At 74.2% G+C, this 24,269-nt stretch carries 26 protein-coding genes; 7 read left to right on the top strand and 19 right to left on the bottom strand.

The genetic code is table 11. The features are described 5' to 3' along the window. Positions 1-23: 23 nt before the first annotated feature. The 4 genes from ACFY00_RS10690 to ACFY00_RS10675 form a co-directional block, all read right to left on the bottom strand. Positions 24-680, bottom strand: coding sequence for a hypothetical protein (locus ACFY00_RS10690; protein ID WP_388029564.1), 657 nt, complete (start codon positions 678-680; stop codon positions 24-26). A gap of 10 nt (positions 681-690) precedes the next feature. Then, complete coding sequence (gene mqnC / locus ACFY00_RS10685) at positions 691-1,899, bottom strand: cyclic dehypoxanthinyl futalosine synthase (RefSeq protein ID WP_388029562.1); 1,209 nt, start codon at positions 1,897-1,899, stop codon at positions 691-693. Between the two features lie 90 nt (positions 1,900-1,989). Next, positions 1,990-3,561, bottom strand: coding sequence for a serine/threonine-protein kinase (locus ACFY00_RS10680; RefSeq protein WP_388029560.1), 1,572 nt, complete (start codon positions 3,559-3,561; stop codon positions 1,990-1,992). Between the two features lie 84 nt (positions 3,562-3,645). Next, positions 3,646-4,533 carry a menaquinone biosynthetic enzyme MqnA/MqnD family protein gene (locus ACFY00_RS10675; RefSeq protein WP_388029559.1) on the bottom strand — a complete coding sequence of 296 codons (888 nt, stop codon included), beginning with the start codon at positions 4,531-4,533 and terminating at the stop codon, positions 3,646-3,648. 354 nt (positions 4,534-4,887) lie between these two features. Between ACFY00_RS10675 and ACFY00_RS10670 the strand changes: the two genes are divergently transcribed. Continuing rightward, positions 4,888-5,091 carry a cold-shock protein gene (locus ACFY00_RS10670; protein WP_003998944.1) on the top strand — a complete coding sequence of 68 codons (204 nt, stop codon included), beginning with the start codon at positions 4,888-4,890 and terminating at the stop codon, positions 5,089-5,091. A 299-nt stretch (positions 5,092-5,390) separates the two neighbouring features. Here the strand turns inward: ACFY00_RS10670 and ACFY00_RS10665 are convergent, their stop codons facing one another. After that, positions 5,391-5,972: a TetR/AcrR family transcriptional regulator gene (locus tag ACFY00_RS10665; RefSeq protein ID WP_388029557.1), complete on the bottom strand. Its 582-nt coding sequence runs from the start codon at positions 5,970-5,972 to the stop codon at positions 5,391-5,393. Continuing rightward, positions 5,969-6,337, bottom strand: a complete 369-nt coding sequence (locus tag ACFY00_RS10660) for a DUF1304 domain-containing protein (RefSeq protein ID WP_388029554.1) — start codon at positions 6,335-6,337, stop codon at positions 5,969-5,971. The genes ACFY00_RS10665 and ACFY00_RS10660 overlap by 4 nt, the downstream gene beginning before the upstream one ends. A gap of 94 nt (positions 6,338-6,431) precedes the next feature. Between ACFY00_RS10660 and ACFY00_RS10655 the strand changes: the two genes are divergently transcribed. The 3 genes from ACFY00_RS10655 (at position 6,432) to ACFY00_RS10645 (ending at position 7,734) form a co-directional block, all read left to right on the top strand. Then, positions 6,432-6,977 carry a DUF1707 domain-containing protein gene (locus ACFY00_RS10655; RefSeq protein ID WP_388029552.1) on the top strand — a complete coding sequence of 182 codons (546 nt, stop codon included), beginning with the start codon at positions 6,432-6,434 and terminating at the stop codon, positions 6,975-6,977. Positions 6,978-7,060: 83 nt separating this feature from the next. Next, a complete protein-coding gene (locus tag ACFY00_RS10650) occupies positions 7,061-7,333 on the top strand; it encodes a hypothetical protein (protein ID WP_388029550.1) in 273 nt (90 codons plus the stop codon). Continuing rightward, on the top strand, positions 7,330-7,734 hold the full coding sequence (locus ACFY00_RS10645) for a PIN domain-containing protein (RefSeq protein WP_388029548.1): 405 nt from the start codon (positions 7,330-7,332) through the stop codon (positions 7,732-7,734). Before ACFY00_RS10650 ends, ACFY00_RS10645 begins: the two co-directional genes overlap by 4 nt. 116 nt (positions 7,735-7,850) lie before the next feature. On the opposite strand, the gene ACFY00_RS10640 is transcribed toward ACFY00_RS10645, so the two are convergent. Both ACFY00_RS10640 and ACFY00_RS10635 read right to left on the bottom strand, forming a co-directional pair. Then, positions 7,851-8,411 carry a Uma2 family endonuclease gene (locus tag ACFY00_RS10640; protein ID WP_388029547.1) on the bottom strand — a complete coding sequence of 187 codons (561 nt, stop codon included), beginning with the start codon at positions 8,409-8,411 and terminating at the stop codon, positions 7,851-7,853. Positions 8,412-8,549: 138 nt separating this feature from the next. After that, a complete protein-coding gene (locus ACFY00_RS10635) occupies positions 8,550-9,881 on the bottom strand; it encodes a dicarboxylate/amino acid:cation symporter (RefSeq protein ID WP_388029545.1) in 1,332 nt (443 codons plus the stop codon). A 418-nt stretch (positions 9,882-10,299) separates the two neighbouring features. Between ACFY00_RS10635 and ACFY00_RS10630 the strand changes: the two genes are divergently transcribed. Beyond that, a complete protein-coding gene (locus tag ACFY00_RS10630; protein WP_388029544.1) occupies positions 10,300-11,499 on the top strand; it encodes an MFS transporter in 1,200 nt (399 codons plus the stop codon). Position 11,500: 1 nt separating this feature from the next. On the opposite strand, the gene ACFY00_RS10625 is transcribed toward ACFY00_RS10630, so the two are convergent. After that, positions 11,501-11,941, bottom strand: coding sequence for an SMI1/KNR4 family protein (locus tag ACFY00_RS10625; RefSeq protein WP_388029542.1), 441 nt, complete (start codon positions 11,939-11,941; stop codon positions 11,501-11,503). Positions 11,942-12,006: 65 nt separating this feature from the next. On the opposite strand from ACFY00_RS10625, the gene ACFY00_RS10620 reads away from it, so the two are divergent. Beyond that, complete coding sequence (locus ACFY00_RS10620; protein WP_388029541.1) at positions 12,007-12,441, top strand: GNAT family N-acetyltransferase; 435 nt, start codon at positions 12,007-12,009, stop codon at positions 12,439-12,441. Positions 12,442-12,484: 43 nt separating this feature from the next. Here the strand turns inward: ACFY00_RS10620 and ACFY00_RS10615 are convergent, their stop codons facing one another. The 8 genes from ACFY00_RS10615 to ACFY00_RS10580 all read right to left on the bottom strand — a co-directional run bounded on the left by ACFY00_RS10615 (position 12,485) and on the right by ACFY00_RS10580 (position 19,858). Then, positions 12,485-13,441, bottom strand: coding sequence for a LacI family DNA-binding transcriptional regulator (locus ACFY00_RS10615; RefSeq protein WP_388029811.1), 957 nt, complete (start codon positions 13,439-13,441; stop codon positions 12,485-12,487). A gap of 60 nt (positions 13,442-13,501) precedes the next feature. Further along, a complete protein-coding gene (locus ACFY00_RS10610) occupies positions 13,502-13,831 on the bottom strand; it encodes a DUF4229 domain-containing protein (RefSeq protein WP_388029538.1) in 330 nt (109 codons plus the stop codon). Positions 13,832-13,922: 91 nt separating this feature from the next. After that, the gene (locus ACFY00_RS10605; RefSeq protein WP_388029536.1) at positions 13,923-14,450 is read right to left on the bottom strand and encodes a GNAT family N-acetyltransferase; all 528 of its coding nucleotides are present in this window, start codon (positions 14,448-14,450) and stop codon (positions 13,923-13,925) included. A gap of 22 nt (positions 14,451-14,472) precedes the next feature. Further along, a complete protein-coding gene (locus ACFY00_RS10600) occupies positions 14,473-15,771 on the bottom strand; it encodes an MFS transporter (protein WP_388029535.1) in 1,299 nt (432 codons plus the stop codon). Between the two features lie 109 nt (positions 15,772-15,880). After that, on the bottom strand, positions 15,881-17,149 hold the full coding sequence (locus tag ACFY00_RS10595) for an MFS transporter (protein ID WP_388029533.1): 1,269 nt from the start codon (positions 17,147-17,149) through the stop codon (positions 15,881-15,883). Positions 17,150-17,560: 411 nt separating this feature from the next. Beyond that, on the bottom strand, positions 17,561-18,034 hold the full coding sequence (locus tag ACFY00_RS10590) for an ATP-binding protein (protein ID WP_388029530.1): 474 nt from the start codon (positions 18,032-18,034) through the stop codon (positions 17,561-17,563). Positions 18,035-18,423: 389 nt separating this feature from the next. Further along, the gene (gene purU, locus ACFY00_RS10585; protein ID WP_388029528.1) at positions 18,424-19,287 is read right to left on the bottom strand and encodes a formyltetrahydrofolate deformylase; all 864 of its coding nucleotides are present in this window, start codon (positions 19,285-19,287) and stop codon (positions 18,424-18,426) included. Between the two features lie 133 nt (positions 19,288-19,420). After that, entirely contained in the window at positions 19,421-19,858 is a 438-nt protein-coding gene (locus ACFY00_RS10580; protein WP_388029525.1) for a hypothetical protein, read from the bottom strand. Between the two features lie 281 nt (positions 19,859-20,139). On the opposite strand from ACFY00_RS10580, the gene ACFY00_RS10575 reads away from it, so the two are divergent. After that, entirely contained in the window at positions 20,140-21,429 is a 1,290-nt protein-coding gene (locus tag ACFY00_RS10575) for an ABC transporter substrate-binding protein (RefSeq protein WP_388029523.1), read from the top strand. A 178-nt stretch (positions 21,430-21,607) separates the two neighbouring features. Here ACFY00_RS10575 and ACFY00_RS10570 read toward each other — a convergent pair whose 3' ends face one another. Both ACFY00_RS10570 and ACFY00_RS10565 read right to left on the bottom strand, forming a co-directional pair. Then, complete coding sequence (locus ACFY00_RS10570; protein ID WP_388029521.1) at positions 21,608-22,720, bottom strand: hypothetical protein; 1,113 nt, start codon at positions 22,718-22,720, stop codon at positions 21,608-21,610. A 170-nt stretch (positions 22,721-22,890) separates the two neighbouring features. Further along, positions 22,891-24,267, bottom strand: a complete 1,377-nt coding sequence (locus ACFY00_RS10565; RefSeq protein WP_388029518.1) for a transcriptional regulator — start codon at positions 24,265-24,267, stop codon at positions 22,891-22,893. Between the last annotated feature and the right edge of the window lie 2 nt (positions 24,268-24,269).

The raw sequence follows: 24,269 nt of genomic DNA, 5'->3' as shown, positions 1-24,269 counted from the left end.
GCCGGGCCGGGGGACGCGCGCCGCTACCGCCGCCGGTACAGCAGCCGCCCGTCCAGCACGGTCGCGAGACAGTCCGCCCCGCCGCCCGCCAGCTCCTCGACCGTCCCGGCCGCGAACACGGCGAAGTCCGCCGCCGCCCCGACCGCCAGCGGCCGGTGCACGGCCTCCGCCAACTCCCGCCCGTCCAGCGGGTCGAGCGGGCCCGGTCCGGCGTCCGGGCCGGGGAGGTGGCGCAGGCCGGAGCGGGCCAGCGCGGTGCGGACGGCGGGGCGGTGCAGCGGCCCGGCCAGGGCCGTCGCGCCGTGGGCGAGCAGCCGCTGCAACCCGCGGCGGGCGCTGCCGCCCCGCTGCTCGTCCGTCAGTTCCCGCTCCGGCAGCAGCGGCCGGTCGCCGATCCCCTCCCGCGGGTCCGGGTGGTAGGCGGTCTCCAGCAGCCAGGTGCCGTGCCGGTTGAGCAGCCCGGGCACCAGCACCCCGGGCCACTCGCGGACCCGCGCCGAGCCGCCCGCCGGGCCGCCCGCCAGTTCCCCGAAGGGCCCGATCGCGGCGACGCGCGCGCCGTCGACCAGCACCGCGCCGTCCGCGAGCGTCCCGCCCTCGAGCGCCCCGTCCCCGGCCGTCCCGTCCCCGGCCGTCCCGGTGCCGGTGAACAGCAGGCGGGCCCGGTGCAGCGTCAGCACGTCGCGCGGGTCAGTTCGTCGCGAGGATGGTCAGCTCGGGGTGCGCGGTGCCGCCCTCGATCGCGGTGGAGGCGATGTGCGAGGCGACCCGCGGGTCGACCGGGTCGTTCGCCGGGTCGTCCAGGACGCGCAGGTGCTCGTAGGTGGTGGAGCGCTGCGCGGGCACCCGGCCCGCGGTGCGGATCAGGTGGATCAGCTCGTGCAGGTTGGAGCGGTGCTTGGCCCCGGCCGCGGAGACCACGTTCTCCTCCAGCATGACCGAGCCGAGGTCGTCCGCGCCGTAGTGCAGCGACAGTTGGCCCGCCTCCTTGCCGGTGGTGAGCCAGGAGCCCTGGATGTGCGCGACGTTGTCGAGGAAGAGCCGGGCGATCGCGATCATCCGCAGGTACTCGAAGACCGTGGCCTGGGTCGAGCCCTTCAGGTGGTTGTTCTGCGGCTGGTAGGTGTAGGGGATGAACGCCCGGAACCCGCCGGTGCGGTCCTGCACGTCGCGGATCATCCGCAGGTGCTCGATCCGCTCGGCGTTGGTCTCGCCGGTGCCCATCAGCATGGTGGAGGTCGACTCGACGCCGAGGCGGTGCGCGGTCTCCATGATCTCCAGCCAGCGCTCGCCGGACTCCTTCAGCGGCGCGATCGCCTTCCGCGGCCGCTCCGGCAGCAGTTCGGCCCCGGCGCCCGCGAAGGAGTCCAGGCCCGCGGCGTGGATCCGGGTGATCGCCTCCTCCACGGAGACGCCCGAGATCCTCGCCATGTGCTCGACCTCGGAGGCGCCCAGCGAGTGGATCACCAGCTGCGGGAACGCCGCCTTGATCGCGGCGAAGTTCTCCTCGTAGTACTCGACCCCGTAGTCCGGGTGGTGCCCGCCCTGGAACATGATCTGGGTGCCGCCGAGCTCGACCGTCTCCGCGCACCGGCGCAGGATCTCGTCCAGCTCCCGCGACCAGCCCTTGTCGCTCTTCGGCGGCACGTAGAACGCGCAGAACTTGCACGCCGTCACGCAGACGTTGGTGTAGTTGATGTTCCGCTCGATGATGTACGTGGCGATGTGCTCCACCCCCGCGTACCGCCGCCGCCGGGACGCGTCCGCCGCCGAGCCGAGCGCGTGCAGCGGCGCCGACCGGTACAGCTCCAGGGCCTCCTCGGCGGTGATCCGGCCGCCCTCGGCCGCGCGGTCCAGCACGGCCTGCAACTGGGTGGCGGAAAGGTTCTGCTCGGACACCTGGCGGGCCTGCTTTCTTCGTCGAAGGGCCGGACCCGCCCAGCCTACGCCAGCACATTTCCGCCCCACCGCAGGCCCGTTCCACGCCGCTCACTGCTTGACCAGGTCGCCCTCCGGGTCGGAGCCGAACGCCGCCTCGGAGACCGTCACGTGCAGTCCGCCGCCGCCGAGCAGGGTGTACGTCTGCTTCTCCGGGACGCCGGTGCAGGCGCTGTCGCTGCCGTCCGGACGCTCCTGCAGCAGCACCTTGCCGTCCTCGACCGAGAGCAGGGTGAGCACGCCCCGGCAGACGGTGCTGTCGAACGCGGAGGCGTTGCTGGTGCGTCCGACCTGGTCGCCGACCCTCCCCGGGGCGAAGGTGACGGTGAAGGTGGACCCCAGCGGGACGATCTTGGTGGTGATGGTGCCCTTGAAGGTGCCCACGAAGGCGTCGGGCAGCGCCTTCCCGCTGCCCTTCCCCGGCGTCGCCGTCCCGCTCGCACTCGCACTCCCACTCGCGGTCGCCCGGGCACCGGCCGTCCCGGTGACCGTGTCCTGCCCGGGCGTGGCGCTCGGGCCGGGGCCGTCCGGCGACCAGGGCAGGTTGCCGCTCGCCGCCAGCCCGCCGTACAGCGCGCCCGCCAGCACCACCGCGGCGGCGACCGCCACCCACCGCCGTCCGGTGCGCCGCTCCCGCTCCCGTTCCGGCTCCCGTTCCGGCGCCGGTCGCCGCCCGCCGTCCAGCACGGTCGGCACCCGGTCCGCGGGGGCGGCGCCGACGGGGCCGGTGGCGCCCTCCAGGTCGAGGAGTTCGACGGCGGCGCGGCCGACCGCGGCGGCCAGCGGGCCGGGCAGCCAGCCCTCGGGGCCGTCCGTGGCGGCGGGTGCGAGGCGGGCGCGCAGTTCGGCGGGGGTGGGGCGCAGCGCCGGGTCCTTGGCGAGGCAGGCGGTCACCACCGCGCGAAGTTCGCCGTCCAGGCCGTCGAGTGCGGGCTCCTCGTGCAGCACCCGGTAGAGCAGGACGGCGGCGCTGACGCCCTCGCCGAACGGGGCGGTGCCGGTCGCGGCGAAGGCGAGCAGCGCGCCGAGCGAGAAGACGTCGCCGGCCGGTCCGGTGGGTGACCCGGCGGCCTGCTCGGGCGACATGAAGCCGGGCGAGCCGACCACGTAGCCGCTGTGGGTGAGGGTGGTGGCGGCGTCGAGCGCGCGGGTGACGCCGAAGTCGATCAGCCGGGGCCCGTCCAGGGCGAGCAGCACGTTGGACGGTTTGACGTCCCGGTGCACCAGGTCGAGGGCGTGCACCTGTTCCAGCGCCTCGGCGAGCCTGCTGCCGAGGGCGTGCACGGAGGGGACGGGGAGCGGCCCGGCGGTGCGGACGGCCTCGCCGAGCGAGGGCCCGGCGACGTAGCCGGTGGCGACCCAGGGGCGGGGGCCGTCGGTGTCGGCGTCCAGCACGGGGGCGGTCCACCGGCCGCCGACCCGCCGGGCGGCGGCCACCTCCTGGCGGAACCTGGCCCGGAACTCGGGGTCGTCGGCGAGTTCGGGGCGGACGACCTTGACCGCGACGGTCCGGCCGCCCGCGGTCCGGCCCAGGTAGACCCGTCCCATGCCGCCCGCGCCGAGGCGGCGCAGCAGCCGGTAGTCGCCGATCACCGCCGGGTCGTCGACCGTCAACGGTTCCATGCCCGCCCCCCTCGTTCCCCGTTCCGGGCCTCCCGGCCGGGTCCGATCATCCCAGGGCGGCGGCCGGTCGGGACGCCGAACCGCTCAGACCGCCGCGGGCGCGCTCGCCAGCAGCCGGATCGGCACGTCCGGGGCGAAGCCGCTGTCGTGGGCGACCCGGCGGGCGAACTCGGCGATCCCGGCCAACTGGCGCTCGCCGAGCGAGAAGTCGAGCGCCTCGGAGAAGTACGTCTCCAGCAGCGGGGCGTCGAACTCCTCCCAGCGGGCGGCCTGTTCGGCGACCTTGGCGGCCTCGGTCAGCGAGAGGTCGCGGGACTCCAGGAAGGCCCGGTGGACGGCGGCGGTCAGTTCGGGGTGCCGTTCGGCGTACTCGCGGCGGGCGGCCCAGACGGCGAAGACGAACGGCAGCCCGGTCCACTCCTTCCACATCGCGCCGAGGTCGTGCACGGCCAGCCCCCGCCGGGGGGCCTGCTCCAGCGAGGCGCGCAACGCGGGGTCGCCGATCAGGACGGCGGCGTCGGCCTCGGCGAGCATCGCGTCCAGGTCGGGCGGGCAGGAGAAGTACTCGGGGTGCACGCCCTCGCGCTCCTCCAGCAGCAGCCGGGCCAGCCGGACCGAGGTGCGGCTGGTCGAGCCGAGGGCGACCCTGCGGCCGTCCAGTTCGGCCAACGGGACCTTGCTGACGATCACGCAGGACATCACCGGCCCGTCGCTGCCGACCGCGATGTCGGGGAGGACGACCAGCTCGCCCGCGTTGCGCAGGTACTCCACGCAGGTGATCGGCCCGAGGTCGAGCTCTCCGGCCACCAGCCGGTCGCTGAGCTTCTCCGGGGTGTCCTTGCTGAGGTCGAGGTCGAGCAGGTTCCCGGTGCGCGCGAGGCCCCAGTAGAGGGGAAGACAGTTGAGGAACTGAATATGGCCGACCCGCGGCCTGACCGCGCTCTCCGGCCGTCCGGCATCGCTACTGCTCACCGTGTGCTCCCTTGCCGTTGGTGCTCTCCCGGCAGGGTATGCCCGCTGATTGGGACGGTTCGCACCCGGTGCCCGACACACCGCCCGACACCCTTGTTCACCCCTGGTCGGGGCAGCCACCGCGTGCTACCGTTCCACTCAGTTGCAGTTTGATTCCCCTTGCAGTACTTGGAGCCTGCGGAGCATGTAACCGCAGGCTTTTTGTAATTTTTCAGCAGTATCAGGGCATCAATTGATGTTTGATTGAGCACTGTGCGAAAAACTCCGGACTCGTCCGGAGGCGGGGCGATCAGCGCAGCGGACCCGGGCGCCACAAGGTGTGGTGTCCACAACGTCCCTCGCAAGGAGAACGGTATGGCGACCGGAACCGTCAAGTGGTTCAACGCCGAGAAGGGCTTCGGCTTCATCGCCCAGGAGGGCGGCGGCCCCGACGTCTTCGTCCACTACTCCGCCATCAACGCGAGCGGTTTCCGCTCGCTGGAGGAGAACCAGGCGGTCAGCTTCGACGTCACCCAGGGCCCGAAGGGCCCGCAGGCGGAGAACGTCACCCCCGTCTGAGACGGGATCTCCCGTTTGATCGCTCACGGCCCCTCGGGTCCGTACGAGTAGCAGTTCCCAAGGAGGCCCGCCCCGGCGGGCCTCCTGCCTTTTCCGCGCATTCCCGCCGCATTCCGCCGTTTGCGCCCGCATTTCCCCGCGCCGTCCCTTTCGGGACCAGGCACCGGCGGCTGCGACCCCGTGCCGTTCACCGGCGCGCCGTTCCCCACCCCGCGCTCCCGCCGTGGCCCGCACCGTCCCCACCCGACGCCGGTCGCGCACCGCGGCCCGCGCACGACTCCTCCCCTCGCGGTGCGCGGTCAGGCCAGCGGCGTGCGGTGCAGGCCGATCAGCAGGCGCCACACCCGTCCCGCGACGGCCGCCGGGGGCTCCTCGACCAGCCCGTGCAGCCAGTCGGCCAGGACGCCGGTGAACGCGCCCGCCACCGCCGAGGCGATCAGCGGCGCGTCCGGCGCCCCGGCCAGCTCCCGCTCCGTCCGGCTGCGCTCGCGCAGCTCCCGGTGCAGCACCGGCCCCAGCGGGCCGCCGCCGCCCGGCGCCAGCAGCTCGCGGTACAGCCCGGCGTGGGCGTCCGCCCGGCCGAAGAACTCCACCAGGGCGGACGGGGGCGCCGCCGGGTCCGCGACGCCGCGCCAGGCGTGCAGCGCGTCCACCGCCTCCCGGACCACGCCCGCGCAGGCGTCCACCGCCAGCGCCGGCAGGTCGGGGTAGTGCAGGTAGAACGTCGCCCGGCCGACGCCCGCCCGGCGCGCCACCGCCGCCACGCCCAGCTCTGCCAGCGGGCGGTCCGCGCACTCCGCCAGCAGGGCGGACCGCAGCTTCGCCCTGGTCCGCTCGGCCCGCGGGTCGCCCGCCGCGCCCGCCGCGCCCGGCCGGCTCATCCGGCCGCCAGCACCGCGGCCAGCGCCACCGCGCCCGGCAGGGCCTGGGCCAGCAGGATCCGGCGGTTCGCGGTCAGCCCGCCGTACAGGCCCGCCACCAGCACGCAGGCCAGGAAGAACACCCGCACCCGGAAGCCGGTCGGGTCGTCCGCCAGCAGGCCCCACACCAGACCGGCCGCCAGGAAGCCGTTGTACAGGCCCTGGTTGGCCGCCAGCGGGGCCGTCCGGCGGGCCAGCTCGGCGTCGAACCCGGACAGCGCCCGGCCCGGGGCCTTCTCCCACAGGAACATCTCCAGCACCAGGATGTACCCGTGCAACAGGGCCACCGCCCCGACCAGCACCGTCGCCACGACCGTCACGGCCATCTCCTCTTCCTGGACAGGTGTCCAGGATATCCGGACAACCGTCCAGGAAGCATCCCCTCCCGTCCGCCGGTCGTCCCCCCGCTACGCTGCCCGGGTGACCTCACGCCCGGACAGCCCGCAGACCCGGATCGGCGCCGCCGACCGCGACGCCGCCGTGGACCGCCTCAACCTCGCCTACGCCGAGGAGCGGATCACCCAGGACGAACTCGACCAGCGCGTCCACGCGGCCCTCACCGCCACCGTCCGCGCCGACCTCGACGCCGTCCTGCACGACCTCCCCGCCGAGGCCCCCGGCAGCGCCGTCACCCTGAGCGCCGTGAACGGCCGCCTGGTCCGCCGCGGCCCCTGGCGCGTCCCGCGCTCGCTGACCGTCACCTCCGCCTTCGCCAAGGTCCACCTCGACCTCGGCGCCGCGGTCATCGAGCACCCCGTCGTCGACATCCACCTCGGCCTCGGCTTCGGCCGCGCCACCATCACCGTCCCGCACGACGCCGCCGTCGACCTCGACGGGCTCCAGCAGTCCTGGAAGACCATCCGCTACCGCCCCCCGCGCACCCCCGCCGCCACCCCCGGCCCCACCATCCGCATCACCGGCACCCCGGGCTTCGGCCGCCTCAAGATCCGCCACGCCCGCCGCTGACGCGGCCGCCGCCGTCCGGCTAACCTCGGTACCGAAGTTCGGGCACCCAGGTGCCGAAGAGGCCCGCCCGGGAGGAGCCGACCATGACGACAGCCTCCGACGCCCCGCACCCCGAACCGTCCCGGGGAGTGCACCCGCTGCGCACCATCCGGGAGATCCGGGCTTCCCTCCCGGCCGACCAGGTCGGACACTTCGACGCGGAGCTGGCCGACACCGACATCGACGCCCTGCCCGCCGTGCTGCACCGCTGGGCCACCCAGGGCTCCGACGGTTTCCTCGGCTTCCTGCTCTCGGCGCCCTTCGAAGGGCTGGAACTCGGCGGCCGGTCGTACGACGGCGAAGCGGGGGGCGAGTGATCCACCTCCTCGACACCAACGTCGTGGCCGAACTCACCACCCGCCCGCGCCCCGACCCCGCCGTCGTGGCGTGGGCGCGCTCCGTTCCGGCTCCCGACCTCCAGCTGAGCGTCATCACGGTCGCCGAGATCGAGGCGGGCATCGCGGCCGCGCCGGATCCGCGCCGACGGGCGGTCTTCGAGCGGGCCCTCGACGGCCTCCGGCACGAGTTCCAGGGGCGGATCGCACCGATCGGCGAGCCCGAGGCCTTGGCCTACCTGGCGATCCACCGCCGCCTCAAGGCTGCTGGGCTGGGCGTCGACCCACCGGATGCCCTGATCGCCGCCACCGCGATCGCCAACGGCTGGACGGTGGCCAGCCGGAACGTGAAGCACCTGGCCGCACCGGCGTCGCCGTCCTGAACCCCTGGGAGTTCCTGGGCTGAACGGAGGAACTGCCCTGACCCGGCACGGGTTTCGCCGCATCCGCCCAACCACCGCTCTCCCGGCAAGGACGAATTCCCAGCTGACCCCCCGCATCAGAGCCGGGAGGTGTCCACCCGCAGCCCGAACGGCTCCGGCAGCTCGATCGGCTCGCCGAACGGCAGCGGCCCGATCGCCTTGGTGTACCCGAGCGCACCCGGCTCGGAGAACAGCGTGCAGGCTCGGTCCTGACGGTCGATCAGCAGGTACAGCGGCGCGCCGTACTCGGCGTACCGGCGCCGCTTCACCACCCGGTCGGTGTCGCCGCTGGACTCCGAGGTCACCTCGACCACCAGCAGCGTCCGGTCCGGCAGCAGCGCGCCACTGCCCCTGGCGAGCGACGCGGGCACCACCGCCACGTCCGGGACGTACCAGTTGCTGGAGCCCGGCAGGTCGAGGTCGCCCGAGCCCGTCACGCAACCCAACTCGCGGACCCGGCACGACAGCTGGTGCCGGATGCCGTCCGCCAGCGCCTCGTGGTCCCACCCCCGCGACAGCGGCTCGATGACCCCCTCCACGATCTGGACGCGATCGCCGGCGTAGTGCCGGATCGCGTACTTCAGGGCCTGTTCCGGATCGACGGCGTCGTACGACCGCTCGCCGGGCAGCGCGCTCATCGGCCCCTCCTTCGTCGCTCCCACGCTACCGACCGCACCGCCCCGCCCCACCTCGCCCCGAGCGGTCTCACTCCAACGTGCGAAGGCCCGCACCCTCGCGGGGTGCGGGCCTTCGGGTGCGCCGGAGCGGGCCGGGTGTCAGGCGGCGACGGGCTCGTTGGTGGCCTGGGCCGGGACGGTGGCCGGGCGGTCCTCGGCGAGGAGGTCGCCGGTGGGGGTGTTGTAGGCGGTGAGGTCGAGGGTCTTCTCACGGGCGGAGACCAGGATCGGGACGACGACCTGACCGGCCACGTTGGTGGCGGTGCGCATCATGTCGAGGATCGGGTCGATCGCCAGCAGCAGGCCGACGCCCTCCAGCGGGAGGCCCAGGGTGGAGAGGGTCAGGGTGAGCATCACGATCGCGCCGGTGAGGCCGGCGGTGGCCGCGGAGCCGATCACCGAGACGAAGGCGATGAGCAGGTAGTCCTTGACGCCGAGGTCGATGCCGTACACCTGGGCGACGAAGATCGCGGCCAGCGACGGGTAGATCGCGGCGCAGCCGTCCATCTTGGTGGTGGCGCCGAACGGCACCGCGAAGCTCGCGTACTCGGACGGGACGCCCAGGCGCTCGGTGACGCGGCGGGTGACGGGCAGGGTGCCGACCGAGGAGCGGGAGACGAAGGCGAGCTGGATCGCGGGCCAGGCGCCCTTGAAGAAGTTCAGCGGGTTGAGGCCGCCGACGAAGCGCAGCAGCAGCGAGTAGACGCCGAACAGGACGATCGCGCAGCCGACGTAGACGTCGACGGTGAGGGTGGAGAAGGGCTTGAGCAGGTCCCAGCCGTAGGCGGCGACGGACTTGCCGATCAGGCCGAGGGTGCCGAGCGGGGCGAGCCGGATGACCCACCACAGGGCGGTCTGGACGAGTTCGAGGATCGCCTCGGAGAGCTTGCGGACCGGCTCGGCCTTCTCGCCGAGCTTGAGGACGGCCGCGCCGACGACCACGCCGAGGAAGACGATCTGGAGGACGTTCACCTTGAGGAAGGCGTCGGCGATGTTGGTCGGGATGATGCCGGTGAGGAAGTCGACCCAGGTGCCGCCCTTCTCCACGCCCTTGACGCCCGCGGTGGAGAGGTTGGCGCCCTTGCCGGGGTCGGTGAGCAGGCCGAGGCCGAGGCCGACGGCGACCGCGATCAGCGAGGTGGCCAGAAACCAGAACAGGGTGCGGACGGCGAGGCGGGCCGCGTTGGTGACGTTCCGCAGGTTGGCGACCGAGACGACGATCGCGGTGAAGACCAGCGGCGGGACGGCCAGCTTGAGCAGCTGGACGAAGGTCTTGCCGATGGTGTCGAGGGTGGTCTTCAGCCAGGACACGTCGCCGGAGCGGGCGATCCAGCCCAGCAGCAGGCCGAGGACGAGGCCGCCGACGATCTGGACCCAGAAGGGGGTGCGGCGGAGGCGTCCCAGCAGGGTGGGCGCGGGCGCGGTGGACATGGGTGTGCGTCTCCGGGGGGTGGTGGAGCAGGCGGGGGGAGGGGGCGGGGGCGGCGGCACGACGGACGCGGGGCCGGGCGGGGAGTCCCGGGGCCGACAGCGGTGGCGTCGGTGCGTCAGGAGGGGCGTGCCGCCCGCATACAGCCGCCGGAGCGACAGCGGCGCGGGCCGTCCACGGCACCGGGCAGACGCGGGCAGCACGGCACGAGCGGGGTGCTCGTCCCGGCCTGGCGCGCGGCGTCTGCGGTGGTCATGGCCAGCACATTAGCAACAAACCTTTGAGATGTTCAAAGTACTTGTTTGAGGTCGTTCCCGAACCACCCTTCCCTGACGGGCCGTCAGCCAGTCCCGGCCAGCTTTGACGCCCATCGGTTATACGTATAACTTGAAGCGACACCCCACCGCCGGAAGGACGCCCATGGGCTACGCCGCACTGCTCCGCGCCCCGCACGTCACCCGGCTGCTGCTCGGCACCCTGCTCGGCCGCCTCCCCGCCGGGATGACCGCGCTGGTCATCGCCCTCGCCCTGCGCGAGGCCGGGGCGCCGTACAGCCGGATCGGCCTGGCCACCGCCGCGTACGCGATCGCCGCCGCCGTCGGCGGGCCCGTCCTCGGCCGGATCGTCGACCTGACCGGGCAGCCCCGCGTCCTGCTCGCCTCCGCCGTCCTGGCCGGCACCGGCTACGCCCTGCTCGCCCTCGCCCCCGGCTCCGCGCTCGCCGCCCCGCTCGGCGCCGCCGTCGCCGGGCTGTGCATGCCCCCGCTGGAACCCTGCCTGCGCTCGCTCTGGCCCGACGTGGTCGCCGAGGAGCAGCTCGACACCGCGTACGCCTTCGACTCCGCCTCCCAGCAGGTGCTGTACGTGGCCGGGCCGCTCGCCGTCGCCGGGATCGCCGGGGCCGCCTCCCCCACCGCCGCGCTGTGGACCGCCGCCGTGCTGGGCCTGCTCGGCGCCCTGGTGGTGGCCGGGTCCGCGCCCGCCCGGGCCTGGCAGGCCCCGCCGCGGGCGGCCTCCGCCGGGCTGCTCGGCCCGCTGCGCTCGCCCGGGCTGGTCCTGCTGCTGCTGGGCCTGGCCGGGGCGGGCTGGGCGGTCGGCGCGCAGAACGTGCTGTTCATCGCGTACGCCGAGCAGCACCCCGGCGGCCTGCCCGGCGGCGCGGGCACCCTGCTCGCCCTGGCCGCGCTGGCCGGGCTGCTCGGCGCGCTGGCCTACGGCGCGGCCCGCTGGCGGGCCGACACCGCGACCCGGACCTGGGTGCTCGCCCTCGGCATGGCCGTCTGCTACCTGCCGCTGCTGCTCCTGCCCGGCCCCTGGCCGATGGCCGCGCTCGCCTTCGTCTCCGGCCTGGGCCTGGCCCCGCTGCTGGCCGCCGCGTTCGTGCTGGTCGCCGAACTCGCCCCGGTCGGCACCGTCACCGAGGCCTTCGCCTGGCTGGTCACCCTCTTCGCCACCGGCAACGCCGCGGGCTACGCCGTCTCCGGCGCCCTGGTCGACGCCTCGCTGCACGCCGTCGCGCTCTGCTCCGCCGGCGGCATCGCCCTCGGCGGCCTGCTGCTGCTCACCGCCCGCGCCCGGCTGCGCCCGGCCGCCGCCCCCGCCGCCCTGGTGCCCGCCTGACTCAGTCCGCGCGCCACCAGTCGCCGCCGCCCTCGGTCAGCGCCCGCCGCAGGTAGTCCTCCAGCCGGTAGCAGACCAGGGTGCGGCTGTCCGTCTCGTGGTCCCAGACGAACACCTCCTCGCGCTCGGGCGTGCGCGGGCAGCCGAACAGGTCGCCGCCGGGGCCGCTGCCGAAGAACAGCAACGGCTCGAACGGCATGTACAGCCGCGCGAGGGACGGGTCGGCGCGCAGCTGCGCGTTCTCCCGGGCGATCCGCCCCGCGCTCCACACCACCTCCAGGGCGGCGTCCTCGCCGACCCCGCCGCACTCCCGCAGCAGTTCCGCCAGCCCGCGCGGCAGCCGCTGCCCGAGCGCCCGCTCGACCTCCGCGAGCTCCTCCGGCCCGGCGGGGGCGCCGAGCACCGCGTCCGCCGGGATCCCTGCGATCAGTTCACGCCACATCGGCCCAGTCTCCCCGACCGGAAACCCTTCGCCCGCACCCCGGCCCGCCTGCTTGGATGCGCCGCATGACCAGTTTCGAACTGCCCCCCGGGTACCACGTCTCCACCGACCCCGACCGCCTGGACCGGGCGGCCGTGCACCGCTGGCTCTCCGAGGAGGCGTACTGGGCGCTCGGGCGGCCCCGCGAGAAGCAGGAGCGGGCCATCGACAACTCGCTCAACTTCGGCCTGTACGAGGAGGGTTCGGGCCGCCAGGTCGGGTACGCCCGGGTGGTGACCGACCGGGCCACCTTCGCCTGGCTGTGCGACGTGTTCATCGCCCCCGAGGCCCGCGGCCTGGGCCTGGGCACCGCGCTGGCCGCCGCCGTCCGGGACGAGCTCGCCGAACTGGGCCTGCGCCGCCTGCTGCTGGCCACCAAGGACGCGCACGGGGTGTACGCCAAGGTCGGGTTCGAGCCGATGACCGAGACGGAGAAGTGGATGGTCCTCGGGCAGCAGTAGGCCGCTCGGGCGACGGGCGGGCGCTCGGGCGACGGGCGGGCGCTCAGGCCGCCGCGGTGGAGTCGCGCACCACCAGCGTGGTCGCCAACGGGTCGACCGGCGGCGGCACTTCGCCGTCCAGCAGGGCGACCAGGGTGGCCAGTCCGGCCCGGCCGAGCCGCTCGCCGGGCAGGTCGACGGTGGTCAGCGGCGGGCTGAGCAGCTCGGCGACCGGGATGTTGTCCATGCCGACCACCGAGAGGTCCCGCGGGATCCGCAGCCCCAGCCCCGCCGCGGCCCGGTACAGGCCGGACGCCACCACGTCGTCGTCGCAGACCACCGCGCCGGGCCGCCCCGGCCCGGCCAGCAGCTCCCGGGCGGCCCGCTCCGCCTCCCGGCTGCCCTCGTTCAGGCTGACCGCCAGCTCCCGCACCTCCAGGCCCGCGGACGCCGCCGCGAACGCCGCCCGCCGGACCCGGAAGGTGTACGCGCTGTGCGCCGAGCGCAGGTAGCCGATCCGCCGGTGGCCCAGGCGCGCGAGGTGGTCGACGGCGGCGCGCATGCCCGCCGCGAGGTCCAGTTCGACGGTGGGGCGGCCGGGCCGGTCGGCGGGGTCGGCGTCCAGGAACACCGCCGCGGTGTCGGCGGGCAGTTCGCCCAGCTGCCGGTCGTCCGGCGAGCACACCAGCAGCCCGTCGAAACGCCCGGCGGCGGCCGCCTCGGCCAGCGTCGCCGCCTCCCAGCCGCTGGAGACCACCACGGCCAGGCCGTGCCGGGCCGCCTCCTCGTGCACGCCGGTCAGCACCCGGCCGAAGAACGGACCCAGCAGGTTCGGCACCGCCAGCAGCACCATCCCGCTGCGGCCCAGCCGCAGCTGCCGACCGGCGGCCTGCGGGCGGTAGCCCAACTCGCGGGCCGCGGCGTGGATCCGCTCCCGGGTGGCCTCCGAGACCCGGTGCCCGGCGCTGCCGGAGAACACCAGCGACACCGTCGCCTGCGACACCCCCGCCAGCCGGGCCACGTCACGGCCGGTCGGGCGGCGCCGCGCGCCCCCGCCGGGCGGGCTGTCCGCCAACGCCGGTCAGCCGGCCTGGGCCTGCCGGGCCGCGGCCGCCCGGGCCGCGTCGTCCGCCGCGTCCTCCGCGGAGTCGCGCGCCACCGCGCGGGTCTTGCGGGCCTCGATCCGCTCGGCGATCTGCGCGGACATCTCGTCGCGCTGCTTGCTCAGCAGCACGTAGCTGATCGCCGAGGAGGCGACCGCGGCGAGCGCGAACAGCAGCAGCACGCCGAGCGAGCCCACCACCGGGATCACCTTGAAGTGCCCCAGCACCAGGGCGACCAGCAGGCAGGCCAGGAAGATGCTGGCCCGCAGCGAGGTGTAGCGGAGCGTGGCGTGGTTCTTGCTGCTCACCGGGATCGTCCTTCGTTGCCGGGTCGCGCCGCGGGCGCGCTGGGGTACTAGTGCCGCGTCAGGCAGCAGGCCCTCCCAGTGAAGCACGACCTCACACCGCCGGGTCGCGCAGGTCGAGCCACATCGTCACGTCGTCCCGGTCGTCGCCCGGGGCGACCCGGATCGCGCCCGGCACCCGGCCGACCTCCACGTAGCCGCTGCGCCGGTAGAACTCCTCCAGCCCGTGCCCGCCGCGCAGGGTCAGCTTCAGCCCCGCCAGGCCCCACTCCCGGGCCACCCGCTCCGCCTCCGCGAGCAGTTGCGCCCCGTAGCCGCGGCCCTGCGACTTCGGGTGCACCATCACCCGCTTCAGCATCCGCCAGTGGTCCATCAGCCCGAACCGCATGTCCTCGAAGAACACCACCGCCACGACCCGGCCGTCCGACTCGTACCCGACCAGCAGCCGGTCCGGCTCCAGCGCCGCGAACTGCCGCTCCGCCACCGGCCGGACGTCCTCCACCGTCACCGGCGGCACGAACCCGACCGCGCCGCCGGCGTTGGAGACCTCCGTCCACAGCGCGGTGACCTCCTCCCGCAGGGCGGGGGTCGGCTCGGGGTCCAGGACGAATCGCAGTGTCATGGTCAATAAGGGTACGTGACCATTACCGCTCAGCGGACCGCCCGCGCAGCGCCAGGCAGCAGCCCACCGCCACCGCGCACAGGCCCCCCGCCGCGTACCAGGTCGCGTCGTAGTCGCCGAAGCGGTCGCGGGCCAGGCCCGCCAGCCCGGCCACCGCGGCGGCGCCGACCTGGTGCGCGGCGAGGACCCAGCCGAAGACGATCGGGGCGTCCTCGCCGAAGTGGCGGCGGCAGAGCGCGACGGTGGGCGGGACGGTGGCGACCCAGTCGAGGCCGTAGAAGACCACGAAGGCGAGGATCGGCGGCCGCAGGCTCCCGGCGAACAGCGCGGGCAGGAAGGCCAGCGAGAGCCCGCGCAGCGCGTAGTAGGCGACCAGCAGCCGGACGGGGTCGAAGCGGTCGGTGAACCAGCCGGAGGCGATCGTCCCGGCCACGTCGAAGACGCCGATCAGGGCCAGCAGCGAGGCACCGGTGGTGACGGGCATGCCGTGGTCGTGGGCGGCGGGGATGAAGTGGGTGCCGACCAGGCCCACGGTGGTGGCGCCGCAGATCGCGAAGGAGCCGGCCAGCAGCCAGAACGCCCGCCGCCCGGCCGCCTGCCGCAGCACCCGCAGCGAACGGGCCACCGCCGACCCGTCGGTGACCGGCGGCGGCGGGGCGGTGCTCGCGCCGTACGGCAACAGGCCGACGTCGGCGGGCCGTTCGCGCATCAGCAGCAGGACGGGAACGGCCACCGCGGTGGCGCAGAGCGAGACCACCACGACCGCGGTGCGCCAGCCGTGGTGCTCGACGAGCGCGGCCAGCAGCGGCATGAAGACCAGGTTGCCGGCGGCCCCGGCGGCGGTCAGGACGCCGGTGACCAGGCCCTGCCTGGCCTGGAACCAGCGTCCGGAAATGGTGGTGGCGAAGGCCCCGGCCATCGAGCCGCTGCCGAGCCCGACCAGCACGCCCCAGCACAGGACCAGCTGCCAGGGGTGGGACATCAGCATGGTGAGGCCCGCGCCGGTGGAGATGGTGAGCAGGGCGCAGACCACCACCAGGCGGACGCCGAAGCGGTCCATCAGGGCGGCGGCGAACGGGGCGGTGAGCCCGTACAGCGCCAGGTTGACGGAGACCGCGCTGGAGACGGTGGCGCGGGACCAGCCGAACTCGTCGTGCAGGGCGTCCATCATCAGGCTGGGCGTGGAGCGGAACCCGGCCGAGCCGACCAGGACGACCAGCGAGACGGCGACCACGATCCAGCCGTAGTGGACGCGGGGGGTGCGGCGGGGCGGGGCGGGGTCGCGGGCGGGGGCGGGGGCGGCGAGGTCCAGTTCCTTCACCCGTCCGAGTCTCCCGGCCGCGGGCCCGCCCGACGACGGCTCCGGCTGCCACGTCTGCCCGAATTCCGGTCACCGGACCGGCCGGGAGCGCTCGGGCCGCTCGGGCCGCTCAGTGCCCGGACGCGACCACCCCGGCGTCGGGGACCCGGCGCAGGTTGCGGATCGGCGGGCTGAGCAGCAGCGCGGTCGCGGTGCCCAGGGTGACCAGGCCGCCGATCAGGTAGACCCGGGTGGCGCCGAGGGCGTCGACGGCGGGACCGGCCAGTGCCGAGCCGAGCGGGAACATGCAGACGGAGCCCGCCACTTCGTACGCGTGGATCCGGTTGAGCACCTCGCCGGGCACCTGGGTCTGCACGCTGGTGGCCCACATGACGCCCCAGAAGCTGATGCCGATGCCGGAGACCAGCTGGGCGGTGCCGAGCAGCGGCCAGGGCAGGCCCGCCGCGAAGGCGAACTGCTGGACGGCGAACAGGAACAGCGCGGCGGCACCGGCGGCCAGCGGGCGGACCGGCTTGACCCGGATGGCGAGGACGCCGCCGATGATGGTGCCCGCGCCCAGCATGCTGTTGATGACGCCGTAGACGACCACGCCGTCGCGCTTGGCGATGTCGCCGACCACCACCGGGGCGAGCGGGCCCCAGGAGAGCACGGTGAAGACCATCCAGATCAGGATGACGCCCCACATCCAGCTGCGGGACCAGAACTCGTGCCAGCCGCCGACCAGGTTGCGCCACAGGCTGTCGCCGGGCGGCGGGGCGGGGACGGGGCCCAGCCGCAGGGCCAGCAGGCAGCAGGCGCTGACCGCGTACGTCACGCCGGAGATCACCATCACCCAGCCGGTGGAGACGGTGATCAGCGCGGCCGCCAGCGAGGGCCCGGCCAGGCCGGTCAGCGCCTCGGAGATCCGCAGCACGCCGTTGGCGCCCTGCACGTCGGTGGCGACCAGCGGGACGGTGGAGGCGGCGCCGGGCTGGAACATCGCGGCGGCGGTGCCGGCCAGCGCGAGCAGCAGGTAGAGCTGCCAGAGCCGGTCGAATCCGTGGAAGAACAGCACCGCGAGCAGCACCCGGGTGACGAGGTTGAGCAGGTCGGCGAAGATCATCAGCCGCCGGGCGGTGAACCGGTCGGCGAGCACCCCGCCGAACAGCACCAGTCCGGCGAACGGGCCGAGCAGGCAGGCCATCGCGAAGCCGACCTCGGAGGTGCGGTAGCCGGAGGTCACCAGGCCGGCCGAGACGGCCACCGGGAGCATCGCGTCGCTGAGCAGCCCGGCCGTCCGGGCGGTGAAGTAGAGCCGGAAGTTGCCCGACCAGATGGCGGGCGTCTTCGCCGTGCTGACCAGCGGGGTGGGGGCGGATTGCAGTTCGGGTGCGGTCACGCCCCTCAGTTTTGGTGTAGACCACTACTGGTTTCCAGTGGTTTTGGGTCACGATGCGGCCTCCGCGCCGCCGGTGGCGGAACGGCGGCCCGCCGTGCGCACCCCGAGCACGGCACGGCGGGACGCCGTCCGGTCGGCGTCCGGGCCCTGAAGCCGTGACGCCCGGGCGGCCCGATTTCGCCGAGGTTCCGGACGGGGACGGCCAACGACCCCCTGAGTGTCGGCACCGCCCGGTCTCCCTCGGCGTCCCCTCGCAACGGGCGCCGCACCCAAGAGTGATCAGTCGGATACGTCACGTCAATGGGTTGTCCGAAATTCAGACGGGATCGTCCGGGGCGCGGGCCGCGCGCGGCGGGCGCGCGACCGGCCCGCCGACGGGCGCCCGCCGCACCGCGCGCCGCCCTCGAGGGGTCAGCCGACCGAGGCCACCCGGGGCTCCCGGGCCACCGGCTGCGCCGCCAGCGCGCAGGGCGCGTCCGGGTCGCCGATCTCGCACCACACCCGCTTGCCGGAGCCGTCCGGGTACCAGCCCCAGCGCTCGCAGAGCAGCTCGACCAGCTCCAGGCCGCGCCCGTTGGTGGCGTCCTCGTCGGCCCCGGCGTGCCGGGGCGCGGGGGCGGCGCAGCTGGTGTCGAAGACCTCCACCCGGACGGCGGGCGGCGCGGCGGCGGGGTCGACCGGCAGCAGCAGCCTGAGCACCGCCGGGCGGCCGGTGTGCACCACCGCGTTGGTGACCAGCTCGGAGACCACCAGCACCAGGGTCTCGGCCACCGGGGAGTCCTGGTCGATCCCGCCCGCCCGCAGCCGGTCCCGGACCCACCGCCGCGCCCGTGACACCTCCGCCGGGTCCGCCTGGACCGCCAGCTGTACCTGGAGTACCTGCACCGCTCCACCACCCGCACTAGGTATTCGGCCCGCTTGATCCCGCCGGTCCGGTCGGCCCCCCGCAGCGGAGGTCACCGACCGGGACTGCCCATGGCATCGACACGAATACGCCCCAGAATGATTCCGTGACCGGGTCGCAGCAAGAGCTTCGGGCATATTCCAGCGTTCGGGGGACGGCTCGGTGCATACTGTCCCGCTCACCCTGCCGGGGTTCGCACGACCGGACGGCGGCACCGCCCTCGCGGGTACCCAAGACCGTACCGCCGAGGGCGCGCCCGACACCGGGGCGCCACGTGCGAACCACCCTTCCTACAAATGTCCAGCCGCGCTCGAACACCGGCGGCCGCAAGGGCGTTGACCGGGCGTCGGCAGGGGCACCGGCGCGATCGTCAGGCGAAGACCACGGTGCGCGAACCGTTCAGCAGCACCCGGCGCTCGCTGTGCCACTTCACGGCGCGGGCCAGCGCCTGGCACTCGACGTCCCGGCCGAGCGCCACCAGCTGCTCCGGGGTGACGTCGTGGGTGACCCGGGCGACCTCCTGCTCGATGATCGGCCCCTCGTCCAGGTCGGCGGTGACGTAGTGCGCGGTGGCGCCGATCAACTTCACGCCCCGGGCGTGCGCCTGGTGGTACGGCTTGGCGCCCTTGAAGCTCGGCAGGAAGGAGTGGTGGATGTTGATGACCCGCCCGGACAGCGCCTTGCACAGCTCGTCCGAGAGCACCTGCATGTAGCGGGCCAGCACCACCAGGTCGACCCGCTCCTCGGCGACCAGGTCGAGCAGCCGCCGCTCGGCCTCGGCCTTGGTGTCCCGGGTCACCGGGACGTGGTGGAAGGCGATGCCGTACGACTCGGTCAGCTCGCGGAAGTCGGTGTGGTTGGAGACCACGCCGACGATCTCCACCGGCAGCGCCCCGATCCGGGTGCGGAACAGCAGGTCGTTCAGGCAGTGCCCGAACTTGGAGACCATCAGCAGCACCCGCATCCGCTCCGCGGAGTCGTGGATCTGCCACTCCATCCGGAACGAGTCGCCGATCGCGGAGAAGCTCGCCCGGAGCTTCTCCGCGGTGACCGGCTCCTCCGCGGAGAAGTGCACCCGCATGAAGAACAGGCCCGTCCCGGCGTCACCGAACTGCTGGCTGTCGATGATGTTGCAACCCGTCATGAACAGGTAGCTGGAGACCGCGTGCACGATGCCCTGCTTGTCGGGGCAGGACAGCGTCAGGACGTACTGGGAGCGGGCGGTCTCTTCCATGGCGCGGGGCCCCGTTTCTGGTTCCGGTTTTCCTCGGTTCGGGTGAGGACGGGCAACGGCACAGCCTGGCACAGATCGCCGCAGGCCGTGGACGCCGCCCGCCACCCGAGACTCCCCCGGGCGGGGGCGGCGGTCAGTCGCGCGCGGTCAGCCGCCGCAGTTCGGCCAGCGGGAGCGGCGGCAGGTCGGGGTCGTCGCCGTCGTTGACGGCCAGCCGGTGGTGCGCCTCGCGGGCCGCCCGCACCGCCTCCGGCCAGTCCGGGTGGCCCAGGTACGCCGCGGCCGGGGCGTCCGCGCCGACCTGGTGCAGGATCCGCAGCACCCGCAGCACCGCGCCGTCCACCGCGACCGCCTCCGCGGAGTCCCGGAAGACCGAGCCGACGTACTTCTCCGCCGACCAGCGGTCCAGCCAACTGTCCTCCACCAGCCGGTACACCGCGTCGGTGACGTCCCCGTAACCGCCGGGGCCCGCCAGCCAGGCCGAACGCTGGAAGGCGGGGTCGGAGAACATGTGCAGCGCCGAGCGGATCCGGGCCCGCCAGCGCCACCAGGGCAGATCACTCAAGGGCATGCCGCCCATCGTGCTGGAGCGGACGCCCGTTCGAGAAGCGTTTCGGGCAGACCGGTGCGGAGAATCCATGCTGTCGGACACGGGAGTCGATCGTACGTTCCCGCCCGGCCCGGCTCTACACGCGTCACCGACCGACAACGCTCCGTGTTCCTCCCCCGTTGGCGGTCCGTTCACATCGCGTCCCTCTCGGCGTGCCCGGTGGCGACCACCCTTGATCCGCCGCACCTGCGCAACGGAGCACGGGACGACCCGAAGCAGCACCTCCAGGGAGGAAAAGCGCCATGACGCGGAACGGAACCCCCCACCCGCTACCCGCCGTCAGCGGACGACGCCGCGCAGCCGCCGCCCTGGCGGCCTCCGCCGCGGTCCTGCCCGCCCTGCTCTCCGCCTCCGCCTGCGGCGGACCCGCCGCCGCCGACGCCACCGGCCAGGACGTCACCGTCATGACCTGGGCCCCGTCCGGCACCGGGGCCGCCGACCGCCCCGGCATGACCGCCCTCGCCGAGGCCGTCGGTCGCGAACTCAACGACCACGGCGGCCTGAACGGCCACAGGGTCCGCGTCCTCACCTGCAACGAGCACGACACCACCGACGGCGCCACCGCCTGCGCCGAGCAGGCCGTCAACGCCCACGCCGTCGCCGTGGTCGGCTCGGCCAGCCAGTACGGCAGCACCTTCGTGCCGATCCTCGAACAGGCCGGCATCCCCTTCCTCGGCGGCTACGGCCTCTCCAGCCCCGAGTTCAGCAGCCCGCTCTCCTACCCCGTCAACGGCGGCCTCCCCGCCCTCGTCGCGGGCAGCGGGCGCCAGCTCGTCGAGGCCGGCTGCAAGCAGATCGCCCTGATCCGCCCCGACACCCGGGCCGGCGACACCCTGGTCAACTACCTCACCAGCGCCGTCGCGAAGACCGGCATCAAGGTCAGCGACGTCAAGGCCCCCGAGAAGTCCAACGACTACTCCCCGTACACCCGCCGGGCCATCGGCGACGACCGGCCCGGCAACTGCATGCTCTCCGCGCTCGGCGCCGAACCCACCGCCAACCTGCTCGACCCGTACCGCCGCGCCAACCCGAAGAACACCCAACTCGCGTCCGTCATCGGCTCCTTCCAGCAGTCCGTGGTCGACTCCACCGGCGGCGACAACGGCCCGCTGCGCGGCGCGTACGCCACCGGCTGGTTCCCCGCCGAGTCCTCCGCCGTCTGGGACGACCTCCGCGCCACCGTCCGCACCTACGGCAACGGCGCCACCATCGACGTCGCCGACCCCGGCGTGCAGACCACCTGGGTCGCCTACGCGGTCCTCCGCCAGGCCGTCGGCCGCATCGACAGGAGCAAGCCGATCACCGCCAAGGCCCTCCAGGTCATCCTCGACAGCGGCGACCCCATCGACACCGCGGGCACCACCCCGCCGCTCAGCTGGGGCGTCACCAACATGCTCCCCAGCGCGGAGTCGCCCCGCCTGGTGAACACCTCCGTCACCTTCCAGAAGGTCCAGAACGGCCGCCTCACCGAGCAGCGCCAGGGCTTCACCGACGTCCGCTGGGTCCTCACCAACGGCCAGCCACCCGCGTAGGGCAGAGCCGAGCCGGGGGCGCGGGGAACTGCGCGGCCAGCCGAGGACGCACAGCCGGATCGCGACGCAGGATGATCACTTGCACTATCCCGCGATCTTGCTGACGTGCGACTCCGCTGCGCGCAGTTCCCCGCGCCCCTGTCGGTGCGCTCCCCGTCGGTGCGCCCTGGAGTTCGCCCTACAGCTCGCCCGCGCTCTTGCCCTGCAGCCCCGTCTTCGTCGCGATCGCGCCCCACAGCTCCGAGGCCTGCTTCTTCGCCGTCGTCGCCTGGCCGCTCGCCGCGTCGCCGTTGCGCAGGTGCTCGTTCTCCTTCGACTTGGCCGGGTCGCAGCCCGCGACCAGGTCACCGGCCCACTGGGCGTACTCGGAGTCGGCGGTGGCGGAGGCCTGCCACGCCTGCTGGAGCTGGGCGACGAGCTTCGCGCCGTCGGTGAGCTGGTCGACCTTGAGGTCGCCGAGCTTCTTGAGCAGGTCCTGCCGCTGGGCCGCGGCCGCGGTGAGGGCGCCCTGCGCGTCGGGGAGGTTCTGGCACTTGCCGACCGAGGCGACCGCGTTGACCACCGAGGTGCGGCTGGCGCTGGCGGTGCCGAGCAGGTCGGACATGGCCTGCGCCTGGGCCTTCATCTCGGGGGTGACGGCGGCGTTACCGCTGTTCTGGCTGGGGGCGGCGCTCTGCCCGGCCGTGGTGCCGCCCTTCGCGGTGTTCTTGTCCTTCTTGTCGTCGCCGCCGCCGGCCAGCACCCCGACCAGGACGGCAACCGCCACGACGCCGGCCACGCCCGCGCCGATCAGCACCTTGGTGTTGGGCTTCCTGCGTCCGCCGCCGTCGGCCGCGTACCCCTGCTGCGGCGCCTGCGGGGCCCCGTAGCCCACGCCGCCCCCGTACGTCGGCTGGGGGGGCTGGGGAGCCCCGTACCCGGGCTGCGGCGGCTGCGGCTGGAACGCGGGCGCCTGCGGCTGCTGCGGGGGGTGCTGCGGGAAGCCGGGCTGGGGGGCGCCGCCGACGGACGGGCCGCCGGTCGGGTAGGGCGGCAGGTACTGGGTGGCGCCCTCGTCGGCCTGCGGGGCCGCCGCGGCCTGCTGCGGGGGCGTGCCCCAGTACTCGGGGCTGCCGCTCTGGCCCAGCGGCGGCGCGGACTGCTGCTGCGGGACGGGGGCCTGCGGCGGGGCGTACGGGGGCTCCGCGGCGGCCTGCGCCGGGGTGCCCTGGCCGTCCGCGGCGGGCTCCGGGCGGAACAGGTCGTCCAGATTGAAGTCGCCGGAGTTGGGGTACGAGCGGCGCTGGCTCAACGCGATTCCTCACCTGTGCACGGCTCCGGGATCCCGGGCCTCTCGGTTGCCCCGCCGGAGTGCTGACGGCGGACCACAACTGCGAGGCCACGGTACCCGTTCACCGGCACAGGTGACTACGCGGGCCGCTGATCCGTGCTATTGATTCACGTTCCGCCGCCGGCCGGGCGCTACGCGGCCTCCCCCTCCATCCGGGCGTGGAACTCGCGCACGGCGCGGTGCCCGCGGTACGGCTCCAGCCGGTTGCGGAAGTCGTCGAGGTACTCGACGCCGCGGTTGGAGCGCAGCCCGCTGAGCAGCCGGACGGCCTCGGTGCCGGTCTCGCAGGCGCGTTCCAGGTCGCGCTGCTGGAGCTGGGCGGTGGCGAGCAGGACCAGGTCGACGGCGCGGCGGCGGACCCGGTGCGCGGGGTGGAGTTCCAGCGCGGTGCGGGCGTAGTGCTCGGCCCGTTCGCCCTGCTGCAGGTCCCGGTGGCAGTGCGCCAACTCGTCGGCGAGGTAGGCCTCGTCGAAGTGGACGATCCAGTCGGGGTCGTCGGCCGGGTTGCGCTGCTCCATCGCGGCCAGCGCCTTGGCGGCGACGCTCTCGCAGGCGTACGCGTCGCCGAGCAGGGCGTGGCCGCGGGCCTCGGCGGCGTAGAACATCGCCATCGCGGTGGGCGTGGCGACGCTGCGGGCGCCCTCCTGGGCGGCGCGGGCGAGTTGGGCGATCTCCCGGGGGTTGCCGAGGGTCGCGGCGAGGTGGCTCATCGAGGCGGCGAGCACGTAGCCGCCGTAGCCGCGGTCGTCGGCGGCCTGGGCCAGGCGCAGCGCCTGGATGTAGTACCGCTGGGCGAGGCCGGGTTGGCCGGTGTCGACCGCCATGTACCCGGCCAGTTCGGTCAGCCGGGCGACGGCGCCGAAGAGTTGACGTCCCGTCTCGTCGCGGTAGGAGCCGCCGAGGAAGCCGGAGACCACGCTGTTGAGGTAGTGCACCACGACGGGGCGGACGTGGCCGCTGCCGAAGCGGTGGTCGAGGTCGACCAGCATCTGGGTGGTCGCCCGGATCGCCGCGACGTCGGCCAGGCCGACCCGGGTGCCGCCGGTGCGGGCGACCACCGGGTCCGGCGGGGTGATCAGCCAGTCCCGGCTGGGCTCGACCAGCGCGGAGGCGGCGACGGTGGTGCCGGCCAGGAAGTCCCGCTTGCCGACGTCGCTGCGCCACAGCTCGCAGATCTGCTCCAGCGCGGCGCCCAGGCTGGGCGCGAACTGGAGGCCGACGGCGGAGCTGAGGCTCTTGCCGTCGGCCATGCCGATCTCGTCCACGGTCACGCCGCGGCCGAGCTTGCGGCCGAGCGCCTCGGCGATCACCGCGGGCGCCTGCCCGCGGGGTTGTTGCCCGCGCAGCCAGCGGGCGACGGAGGTCTTGTCGTAGCGAAGGTCCAGTCCGTGTTCTGCTCCGCAGAGGTTGACCCGGCGGGCCAGGCCCGCATTGGAGCAGCCCGCCTCCTGGATCAGCTGCTGCAGACGTTCGTTCGGCTCTCGTGCGACGAGTGGTCTCGCGGCCATGG

Source organism: Kitasatospora sp. NPDC001540, from assembly GCF_042894345.1.
Lineage (GTDB): Bacteria > Actinomycetota > Actinomycetes > Streptomycetales > Streptomycetaceae > Kitasatospora > Kitasatospora phosalacinea_C.
This window is presented reverse-complemented; position numbering and strand designations above follow the sequence as displayed.